Source organism: Pseudomonas sp. FSL R10-0399 (assembly GCF_009600165.1).
Taxonomy (GTDB): Bacteria; Pseudomonadota; Gammaproteobacteria; order Pseudomonadales; family Pseudomonadaceae; genus Aquipseudomonas; species Aquipseudomonas helleri.
Map to the genome: position 1 here is coordinate 86,324 of NZ_WIWK01000007.1, position 10,525 is coordinate 96,848.

Sequence of the window (10,525 nt, forward strand, 5' to 3'; positions counted from 1 at the left end):
TTATTCTGCCAGGGAGGCTTGAACAGGAACGGCCGCAGCCGCATTGCCGGGCTCAAAGCCACCGCCCAGGGCTTGCATCAGTTGAATCGAAAGCGTGATCTGCTCAGCATTCAGGTCAGCCAGCTGGCGCTGCGCCTGGAGCAATTGCTGCTCGATGCTGAGGACATCCAGGTAACTGCCGATACCGGATTCGTAGCGCTGTAATCCCGAGTCATACGACTGCTGGGCAATATCAGCCGCACGTTTCTGAGTGCTGACCTGCTCGCTCATGGCGTTCAATTGCTCGAGGGTATCGCTGACATCACCGAGGGCGGCCACCAGCGTCTTGTTGTACTGCGCGACGGCCAGGTCGTAATTGGCGTCTTCGGCATCCAGCCCGGCACGCAGACGGCCGCCGTCAAAAATCGGCAGCGAAATGGCCGGGGCGATGTTCATAAAGCGGCTGGCCGAACCAAACAGCGCATCGCCCAGCAAGGACTGAGTCCCGGCAGCGGCACTCAAGTTAAGGTTGGGGTAAAAACGTGTTTTGGCGGCGGCAATATTTTTACTGGCCGCTTCGACCCGCCAGCGTGCCGCCACAATATCGGGGCGACGGCCAAGCAACTCGGCGGGCAACGTGCTTGGCACAGCCACGGCGGCGGGGGTCAAAATCTGCGGACGGGCAATTTCGAAGCCACGGTCCGGCCCTTTACCCAGCAACACGGCCAGGGCGATATGAGCGCTCTTGACCTGTTTCTGTGCATTGATCACCTGCTCCTGGGAGCTGGCTTCCAGGCTTTCGGTCTGCTGGTACTGATAGTGGCTGTCGATACCGGCCTGCAACCGCTGCTTGCTCAAATCGAGCATTTTGCGGGTGCGCTGAAGGTCATCTTTCGACAGATCCAGCACGCTGTAGGCATGCCCCAGATTGCTGTAGGCCTTTGCCACATCGGCCGCCAGGGTCAGGCTCGCAGCATGGCTGTCGACTTCGGCAGCGCGGGCTTCGCCCAAAGCCGCTTCCCAGGCATCCCGCTGGCCGCCCCACAGGTCGAAGGTGTAATTGAAGGTCAGACCGATGTCACGCACCGTGTCATAACGACCGCCCTGGCCGGTTGGATCCTGGGAGCGCGACAGACGCGAGCGCGTCACATCGGCCTCGGCGTCCAGCGTCGGCATGCGTGCCGCATTGGCAGCGCCGGCGGCGGCAGTGGCCTGATGCACACGGGCACTGGCTATCTGCATGTCCGGGCTGTCACGCAATGCCTCGTCGACCAAGCCATTCAACTGGCTGTCGCCCAAGCGCTTCCACCAGTCCTTTTGCGGCCAGGCTGCCGGGGTCACATTGATGCCCTTGAGGGCTTGAGCGGACTGGAGGCTTTTCGCATCCAGGCGCGCGCCTTGGGTGGTCAAGCCGCTGTAGCTGGCACAACCTACCAACGCGAGGGACACACACATCAGGCTTAAGCCTGTTCGTAATGCTCTGTTGCTCATTTTTCACCCAAGCGTTGGATAGTGATCGGATCACCGGCCGCCAGCAGTATTTTTTTAAGGATCTGTTCCAGGCTTTGCAGTTCTTGTGGGCTGATTGCACCCGCCAATTGATTCATGGCATCAGCGCCAATCGTCGGGAGCCGATCTGCCAGCGCCTGCCCGTCTTCAGTCAGCACAAGACGTACCTGGCGCCTGTCGGCGTCAGAGCGTTGGCGAATCAAAAGACTCTTTTGCTCAAGGCGATCGAGCATGCGCGTCATCGAGCCGCTGTCCAGTGACAAGTGGCGGCACAGCTCGGCCGGAGTATCGACAGCAAATTGCGCCATGATGATCAGCACCTTGAACTGCGCAGCAGTGATGCCGTAAGGCTCCATGTGCGTGTCGATGATGCGGTCTTTAAGCAAGGCTGCACGTCCCAAAAGCAAACCCAGGGTGCAGTTTTGAAAAGTATCGGGCTGGAAGTGTTTCATCAGGACACCAGAAAGCTGCCTAGGCAGGAATGTAACCAAATACTACTGCTTAGGCAGCTAATGTCAAGATTATAAATAGCAGGCTAACTATTGAGATATAGGAATGGGTTATCGCTACTGCAGGAGATCAGTCTTCGCGTAGCGCGCAGACCTCCGAGAATCGACAGCAACCCCCTATCGATGCCCTCTCCTTTGGGAGAGGGGGTCCTTAGATCAAGATCAAAAGATCGCGAGCAAGCTCGCTCCTACAGGTCTTGTGGCGCACATTGGCGACTTAAGACTGAGCGGGCACGCCGCTGTGGAAGCGGAATTCAACATCGGGGGTTTCAATAAGCTCTTGCTCGGCCGCCCTCACCCGCTCGATGACTTGAGCAATGTCTTTGGCGTCGCCGTATTGATAGGCCAGTTTCAAATAGCCCTGAAAATGACGGGCCTCGCTTTTGAGCAGGCCGTAGTAGAACTTGCCAAGTTCTTCGTCCAAATGCGGCACCAACGCTTCGAAACGCTCGCAACTGCGCGCTTCAATAAACGCCCCGACCACCAACGTATCCACCAGCTTTACCGGCTCGTGGTTACGCACCACTTTGCGTAAACCCGAGGCGTAACGGCCCGCCGACAATTGGCGCAGTTCGATTTTGCGCTTTTTCATCAAGCGCATGACCTGCTCGTGGTGCACCAGCTCTTCACGGGCCAGGCGCGACATCATATTGATCAGATCAACGTGCGAGTGGTACTTGGCAATCAGGCTCAACGCCGTACTGGCGGCCTTGAATTCGCAGTTTTTGTGGTCAATCAGCAGGGTTTCCTGATCGGCCAATGCAGCAGCGATCCAGCCGTCAGGGGTACGGCAACCCAAAAACTCATGGATTTCAGGAAGGTTCATGCACGCACTCCCGAACACTGGAGATTGCACAACGGGCCGAACGTGTTTTGAGGTATCGCTGACATGAGGCTCACAAAGGCTGGACGAGGCGAAAGGCGCCGATTATACGGGCCATGTGCCACAGCACCAACCGCGCAACTTGATATGCATCAACGTCCGAATTACTGATGAGCAACTATAGTGCTCGCATCCACCCTTATTGCACATGGAGTGAACGCTCATGCAAACCATACGTAGCCTGTTGGTCGTCATCGAACCCCATCTGATGGAAAGCTTCGCCCTCAAGCGCGCCAAAGAAATCGCCAAAGCCTCCAAAGCGCATTTACACCTGTTGATCGGCGACAAAGAGCACGATCACTCAGCCTTGCTCAATGTCCTGACCAACAGCCTGATTACCGAAGGCTACAGCGTGACGTCGCGTCAGGCCTGGCACGACAACCTGCACACCACCATCATCAAGGAGCAGCAAATCGAGGGTTGCGGGCTGGTGATCAAGCAACACGTTGACGACTCCATCCTGAAAAAAATCCTGCTCACCCCCGAAGACTGGAAACTGCTGCGCGACTGCCCTACCCCGGTCTTGCTGGTCAGAACCACCAAGCCATGGAGCAACGGCGTGGTGCTGGCCGCCGTCGATGTAGGCAACGGCGACGAAGACCACATGGCGCTGCACAAAACCATCATCGACCAGGGTTTTCGCATTGCCAGCCTGACCCACGGCGAACTGCACGTCGTCAGCGCGCACCCGGCGCCCACCCTGGCGGTGATGGATGCGGCTTACCCGATCGACACCGAATACGAAGCCAGCTTTCGGGCGGCCAGCAAGGAGTTCCAGCGCCGCTTCGAAATCAGCGACGAGCGCATGCACATTAAAGAAGGCCCGGCAGACATCATCATTCAGCAGGTCGCCAGAAAGCTCGACGCTGTGGTGACGGTAATCGGTACTGTGGCGCGCACCGGCTTGTCAGCGGCCTTGATCGGCAACACCGCAGAAATCGTGATCGACAAGCTTGAGTCCGACGTTCTGGTGCTCAAGCCCGAAGACATCGTCAAGGAACTGGAACAAAAAGTGTAGGAGCGAGCTTGCCTCGCGATCTTTTGATCGTTTAAAGATCGCGAGGCAGAGGGCCGGGACCTATTGCCCCATCGCATCCTTGAGAAAGCCCGGGGCGATGTAGCGCTCGTAGTGCGCTTCGGACAAGAGGAAAAATTCCCGATCAATGGCGTCACGCAACTCCGGCAGCCCCCAGTCACGAAACTCAGGCAACAACACCATCCCGTACATCTCTAACTGATTGATCACCCGTGCGCCACGGGCTATCAATTGGTACGCCCAGCAATATTCAGATTGCTTCTCTACGAAACGTATTTTTCGGGTAATCAACTGATTGCGCAGCGCCGGCGGGTCGAACACCTCGACCTTGGCCGCCATGACCTGCACTAAAAGCTGTTCGAGCCGCAGCCAGACAGCGCGTTTTTCGTCCTCGTTGTAACCGTTCCAGTGGATCACTTCGTGGTGAAAACGCTTGCAGCCACGGCACACGAGGTCTCCGTAAACCGTTGAGCACAGGCCGATACAAGGGGTCTTGATGGTTTGGTTGGGCATGGCGAAATAGAGCACTGCAGAGTGAAACAGACGGCCATGTTAGCCCTTTGTCTAACGCAGATCACCCCTCAACCTTCAGGGCCTAACTTACCTTTAACAAGTTTTTGCCGTAGAATCAGCCTGCCTTTTAAGGCGCCAATGTCCGTTGGAAGCTGTTTTCAAAGCGTCACGAGCACAGTTGATCCTGAAGAACGGTGTTGGTGCGGGGTGTTTGCACAGCAAGTGCCCCCATCAACCTTCATCATCCCGCCGTTCGGATGGCGTAAAACTTTGAAAACAGCTTCTGTTGGGAATCCTTGAAACTCTGGCTAAGCGGCCCAAAAAGCCCTGCAGCGCATGAGTACCTGGCATTCCTGGATGAGCGTCCCGGACACCCATTTGGGACCAATGATGAGGGTAATAACTGTGCTTGAAGCCTACCGCAAACATATCGAAGAGCGCGCAGCCCTGGGTATCGTTCCCCAGCCGCTTAACGCCGAACAAACTGCAGGCCTGGTTGAGCTGCTGAAAAACCCGCCTGCCGGCGAAGAAGAATTCCTCGTTGACCTGATCACCAACCGCATTCCACCTGGTGTTGACGAAGCTGCCTACGTAAAAGCCGGCTTCCTGGCCGCCATCGCGAAAGGTGAAGCAACCTCCCCCCTGATCACCAAACAACGCGCTGTTGAACTGCTTGGCACCATGCAAGGCGGCTACAACATCGTGACCCTGGTTGATCTGCTGGACGACGCAGAGCTGGCACCGGTTGCCGCTGCGCAACTCAAGCACACCCTGCTGATGTTTGATGCCTTCCACGACGTCGCTGAAAAAGCCAAAAACGGCAATGCTCACGCTAAAGCCGTGATTGAGTCCTGGGCTGACGGCGAGTGGTTCAAAAACCGCCCGACACTGGCAGACAAAATCAGCCTGCGCGTGTTCAAGGTTACCGGCGAAACCAACACCGACGACCTGTCGCCTGCACCAGACGCCTGGTCGCGCCCGGACATCCCGCTGCACGCCCTGGCCATGCTGAAAATGGCCCGTGACGGTATCGTGCCGGACGTTCAAGGCTCCATCGGCCCGATGAAGCAAATCGAAGAAATGCGCGGTCAGGGCTTCCCTATCGCCTACGTCGGTGACGTAGTCGGTACCGGTTCGTCGCGTAAGTCGGCCACCAACTCCGTACTGTGGTTCTTCGGCGACGACGTTCCTTATGTACCGAACAAGCGTGCAGGCGGCTTCTGCTTCGGCAGCAAAATTGCTCCAATCTTCTACAACACCATGGAAGATGCTGGCGCACTGCCAATCGAGTTCGACGTCAGCAACATCAACATGGGCGACGTGATCGACCTGTACCCGCACGCTGGCAAAGTGTGCAAGCACGGTACTGACGAAGTCATCACCACCTTCGAACTGAAAACTCCCGTTCTGCTGGACGAAGTTCGCGCCGGTGGCCGTATCCCTCTGATCATCGGCCGTGGCCTGACCGAGAAGGCTCGTGCCGAGCTGGGTCTGGGCCCTACCGATCTGTTCAAAAAGCCTGAAGCACCTGTTGAAAGCACCAAGGGTTACACCCTGGCGCAAAAAATGGTTGGCAAGGCCTGCGGCGTGACTGGCGTTCGTCCAGGCACTTACTGCGAGCCGAAGATGACCACCGTAGGTTCTCAGGACACCACCGGTCCAATGACCCGTGACGAACTGAAAGACCTGGCGTGCCTGGGCTTCTCCGCTGACCTGGTGATGCAGTCGTTCTGCCACACCGCGGCCTATCCAAAGCCGATCGACGTCACCACGCACCACACCCTGCCAGACTTCATCATGACCCGTGGCGGTGTTTCCCTGCGTCCGGGCGACGGCATCATCCACAGCTGGCTGAACCGCATGCTGCTGCCTGACACCGTCGGCACCGGTGGCGACTCCCACACTCGCTTCCCAATGGGCATCTCGTTCCCTGCCGGTTCGGGTCTGGTAGCGTTCGCTGCAGCCACTGGCGTAATGCCACTGGACATGCCGGAATCGGTTCTGGTTCGCTTCAAAGGCGAAATGCAGCCGGGCATCACCCTGCGTGACCTGGTACACGCCATTCCTTACGTCGCTATCCAGAAAGGTCTGCTGACGGTCGAGAAGAAAGGCAAGATCAACGAATTCTCGGGTCGCATCCTGGAAATCGAAGGTCTGGACAACCTGAGCATCGAGCAAGCGTTCGAACTGTCCGACGCCTCGGCAGAACGTTCGGCGGCTGGCTGCACCATCAAGCTGTCCAAAGAATCGATCACCGAATACCTGAACTCCAACATCACCCTGCTCCGCTGGATGATTGCGGAAGGTTACGGCGACGTGCGTACCCTTGAGCGTCGCGCTCAAGCGATGGAAGCCTGGGTTGCCAACCCTGAGCTGATGGAAGCCGATGCTGACGCCGAATACGCGCACATCATCGAAATCGATCTGGCCGACATCAAAGAGCCTGTGCTCTGCGCACCAAACGACCCGGATGACGCCCGTCTGCTGTCCAGCGTTGCTGGCGAGAAAATCGACGAAGTGTTCATCGGTTCGTGCATGACCAACATCGGCCACTTCCGCGCTGCGGGCAAGTTGCTGGACAAGGTCAAAGGTCAGCTGCCAACTCGTCTGTGGCTGTCGCCTCCGACCAAAATGGACGCTCACCAACTGACCGAAGAAGGCTACTACGGCATCTACGGCAAAGCCGGCGCACGCATGGAAATGCCAGGCTGCTCGCTGTGCATGGGTAACCAGGCACGCGTTGAGCCGAACTCCACTGTAGTGTCGACTTCGACCCGTAACTTCCCGAACCGTCTGGGTGACGGTGCCAACGTTTACCTGGCTTCGGCTGAGTTGGCGTCGGTGGCTTCGATCCTGGGCCGTCTGCCTTCGGTTGAGGAATACCTGGCTTACGCAGCAGAGATCAACACCATGGCAACGGACGTGTACCGTTACCTGAGCTTTGATCAGATCGCTGAATTCCGTGAGTCGGCAGCCAATGCCAACATCCCGGTCATTCAAGCGTAAGCTGATGCCGTAACGAAAAAGCCCCGGTTCTCTTGCGAGAGCCGGGGCTTTTTCTTGCCTGCGCTTCGAGCTTTACAGCAGAGGCGCTACCACCTGCTGCTCACGTGGCCAGGCATCCAGCACCGCCTTGCACAGGGTGGCCAGCGGGATCGCAAAAAACACCCCCCAAAAGCCCCACAACCCGCCGAACAGCAACACCGCACAAATAATGGCCACCGGGTGCAAACTCACCGCCTCAGAGAACAACAATGGCACCAGCACGTTGCCGTCCAGGGTCTGAATGATCCCGTACACCGCCATCAGGTAGATGAACTGGTCGCTCCAGCCCCACTGGAACAACGCAATCAGCATGACCGGCACCGTCACCACCACAGCGCCCACATACGGCACCACCACCGACACACCTACCAGCAACGCCAGCAAGGCCGCGTAGTTAAGGCCCATGGTGACGAAGGCGATGTAGGTCACGCCGCCGCAGATGATGATTTCGATAACCTTGCCGCGAATGTAGTTGGCGATCTGCCGGTTCATTTCCTCGGCCACACGGGTAATCAGCGCACGCTCGCGGGGTAAATAACCGCGAACCCAACGACCAATCAGCGCACGGTCTTTAAGAAAGAAGAACACCAGAATCGGCACCAGTACCAGATAGATCATGATGTTGACCAGCAGCGGCAAACTGGACAGCGAGAAGGTCAGCGCCAATTGGCCAAACTTGCCGATCTCACCGCGCGCCACCTCGATGGCTTGCAGCACCTGCTCGTCCGACACCAGATGCGGGTAACGCTCAGGCAGCAACAGCAGCAGCGACTGCCACTTGGCCAGCATGCCCGGCAATTCATTGAACAAGGTGATCAACTGGTGCCACAGCAAAGGCACGACCACGATCATAAACACCAGCAGTAGCCCCATAAACAGGGCAAACACCAGCCCGACCGCCGCCCCGGCAGGCACTCGCAGGCGTTCAAGCGCCACCACCAGGCCCTGCATCAGATACGCCAGCACCATGCCGGCCAACACCGGTGCGAGCATGCCGCCCAAGGTCAGCACCGCCGTAAAAGCCAGCACCAACAACACCGCCAGCACCACGGCCTCCTCATCAGAGAAGTAGCGCTGCACCCAATTTCGTAACACTTTGAACATCGAAATTCCTTAAGAGAAAGCGCCGCCCGGCCTCAGGCCTTGCGTAACCAGTAGCGATAGGTGCCAGAATCTTCTTCTTCACGCAGCAGCTCATGCCCTGCCAGACGTGCGAATGCCCGAAAATCGCGTAGCGAACCGGCGTCCGTCGCGATGACTTTCAAGGTCTGCCCCTGGGCCAGACGGTTAAGCTCCAGCTTGGCCTTGAGCAACGGCAGTGGGCAGCTCAGGCCACTGGCATCCACTAGCGCATCATGCGCCAACGCATCAGTCATTTTTTACTTCCTCAGGCATGCCTATGGGTGGCATTTTTTAGCTCGCTAGAATACCCCAAGCAGACCGCCACTGGTCGCCAGCCGAGTGTCCAGCTACAGTAAGCGCTTTATTGATTAGAGCTTTGTGCATGAATTTTCTGCGCCCAACCCTGTTGACGCTCGCTTGCCTGCTCGCATCACCGAGTTTCGCAGACGATTTACCGTCTCTGGGTGACGCCAGCTCGGCCATCGTGTCTCCGCAGCAAGAGTATCAACTCGGCCGTGCCTGGTTGAGCATGCTGCGCAGTCAGGTGTCGCAGCTCAATGACCCGCAACTCAAGGACTACGTCGAAACCAGCGTCTACAAACTGGTCGAAACCAGCCAAGTGCAGGACCGTCGCCTGGAGTTCATTCTGATCAACAGCCCGCAGCTCAACGCCTTCGCGGCGCCCGGCGGGATTATCGGGGTCAACGGCGGGTTGTTCCTCAACGCCCAGACCGAAGGCGAATACGCCTCGGTACTCGCCCACGAACTTGCTCACTTGTCGCAACGCCACTTTGCCCGCGGTGTAGAAGCCCAGCAACGCATGCAACTGCCCATGATGGCGGCCCTGCTCGCCGGTATTGTGATCGCCGCCTCGGGCGCCGGTGACGCCGGTATTGCCACCATCGCCGGCACCCAGGCAGCGGCCTTTCAGGAGCAACGACGTTTCTCGCGCCAGAACGAGCAAGAGGCTGACCGTATCGGCATCCTCAACCTTGAAAAGGCCGGTTACGACCCGCGCTCCATGCCCACCATGTTTGAGCGCTTGATGCGCCAGTACCGCTTTGACGCCAAGCCGCCTGAGTTTTTGCTGACTCACCCAGTGACCGAATCGCGTATTGCCGACACCCGCAACCGTGCCGAACAGGCCAAAATTGGCGGCACCGAAGACAGCCTGCGCTATCAACTGATTCGCGCCCGGGTCCAACTGCAATACGAAGATACGCCGGGCCTGGCCGCCAAGCGGTTCCGCCAGCAGCTGGATGAAAACCCCAAAAATGACGTCGCCCGTTATGGCCTGGCGATTGCCCAAATCAAGGGCAGCCAGTTCAATGAAGCCCGCACCACCCTGAAGCCGTTGCTGGACAAGGCGCCCAACGACATCACTTACAACCTGGCGCAAATCGAGCTGGACATGGACAGCAACCGTCTGGCCGATGCCCAGCAGCGGGTCGACAGAATGCGCACGCTGTACCCAGGCAACTACCCGTTGAATCAGGTCCGGGTCGACTTGCTGCTCAAGCAAAATCGCCCGGCCGATGCCGAAAAAGCCCTGGACGCCTTACTCAAAAGCCGCCCGGATGACCCGGACGTCTGGTATCAGGTGGCAGAAACACGCGGGTTGTCGGGCAACATCATTGGCCTGCACCAGGCCCGCGCCGAGTATTTCGCCTTGATGGGTGACTACCGTCAGGCCATCCAGCAAATCGCCTTTGCGAAAAAGCTCACCAACAACTTCCAGCTGTCGTCACGCCTCGATGCACGCCAGCGCGAGCTGATGGATCAAGAGCGGGCGATCAAAGACATGATGAACTGACCCAACACCATAAACCGGTAGGAGGGGCCGCCCCGTCTTCGACGCCGCGCTGTCGCGCAGCAAACAGGACAGCGAGTATCTTCAGCATCCCCCAATCGGTTCCCTCTCCTTCGGGA

Annotated in this window: 9 protein-coding genes; 3 read left to right on the forward strand and 6 right to left on the reverse strand. The window is 57.9% G+C overall.

Annotated elements, in window-relative coordinates; all coding sequences use genetic code 11:
- From GHO41_RS03700 to GHO41_RS03710, 3 genes are all read right to left on the reverse strand, one after another.
- A complete protein-coding gene (locus GHO41_RS03700; RefSeq protein WP_153432986.1) occupies positions 1 to 1,470 on the reverse strand; it encodes an efflux transporter outer membrane subunit in 1,470 nt (489 codons plus the stop codon).
- Complete coding sequence (locus tag GHO41_RS03705) at positions 1,467 to 1,940, reverse strand: MarR family winged helix-turn-helix transcriptional regulator (protein WP_048387277.1); 474 nt, start codon at positions 1,938 to 1,940, stop codon at positions 1,467 to 1,469. Before GHO41_RS03705 ends, GHO41_RS03700 begins: the two co-directional genes overlap by 4 nt.
- Before the next feature lie 274 nt (positions 1,941 to 2,214).
- Positions 2,215 to 2,823, reverse strand: coding sequence for a tRNA-(ms[2]io[6]A)-hydroxylase (locus tag GHO41_RS03710; RefSeq protein ID WP_048387275.1), 609 nt, complete (start codon positions 2,821 to 2,823; stop codon positions 2,215 to 2,217).
- A gap of 220 nt (positions 2,824 to 3,043) precedes the next feature.
- Here GHO41_RS03710 and GHO41_RS03715 point away from each other — a divergent pair, with 220 nt between their 5' ends.
- The gene (locus tag GHO41_RS03715; protein ID WP_048370426.1) at positions 3,044 to 3,898 is read left to right on the forward strand and encodes a universal stress protein; all 855 of its coding nucleotides are present in this window, start codon (positions 3,044 to 3,046) and stop codon (positions 3,896 to 3,898) included.
- Between the two features lie 60 nt (positions 3,899 to 3,958).
- Here the strand turns inward: GHO41_RS03715 and GHO41_RS03720 are convergent, their stop codons facing one another.
- Positions 3,959 to 4,429 carry a DUF1289 domain-containing protein gene (locus tag GHO41_RS03720; RefSeq protein WP_048370428.1) on the reverse strand — a complete coding sequence of 157 codons (471 nt, stop codon included), beginning with the start codon at positions 4,427 to 4,429 and terminating at the stop codon, positions 3,959 to 3,961.
- Positions 4,430 to 4,834: 405 nt separating this feature from the next.
- On the opposite strand from GHO41_RS03720, the gene acnB reads away from it, so the two are divergent.
- A complete protein-coding gene (acnB, locus tag GHO41_RS03725) occupies positions 4,835 to 7,435 on the forward strand; it encodes a bifunctional aconitate hydratase 2/2-methylisocitrate dehydratase (protein WP_178110150.1) in 2,601 nt (866 codons plus the stop codon).
- A 72-nt stretch (positions 7,436 to 7,507) separates the two neighbouring features.
- On the opposite strand, the gene GHO41_RS03730 is transcribed toward acnB, so the two are convergent.
- Together GHO41_RS03730 and GHO41_RS03735 are read right to left on the reverse strand one after the other, a co-directional pair.
- Complete coding sequence (locus GHO41_RS03730) at positions 7,508 to 8,578, reverse strand: AI-2E family transporter (protein WP_048370431.1); 1,071 nt, start codon at positions 8,576 to 8,578, stop codon at positions 7,508 to 7,510.
- Positions 8,579 to 8,610: 32 nt separating this feature from the next.
- Positions 8,611 to 8,850, reverse strand: a complete 240-nt coding sequence (locus GHO41_RS03735; RefSeq protein ID WP_048370433.1) for a sulfurtransferase TusA family protein — start codon at positions 8,848 to 8,850, stop codon at positions 8,611 to 8,613.
- 128 nt (positions 8,851 to 8,978) lie between these two features.
- Between GHO41_RS03735 and GHO41_RS03740 the strand changes: the two genes are divergently transcribed.
- Positions 8,979 to 10,409 carry a M48 family metalloprotease gene (locus GHO41_RS03740; protein WP_048387271.1) on the forward strand — a complete coding sequence of 477 codons (1,431 nt, stop codon included), beginning with the start codon at positions 8,979 to 8,981 and terminating at the stop codon, positions 10,407 to 10,409.
- Positions 10,410 to 10,525 lie beyond the last annotated feature (116 nt).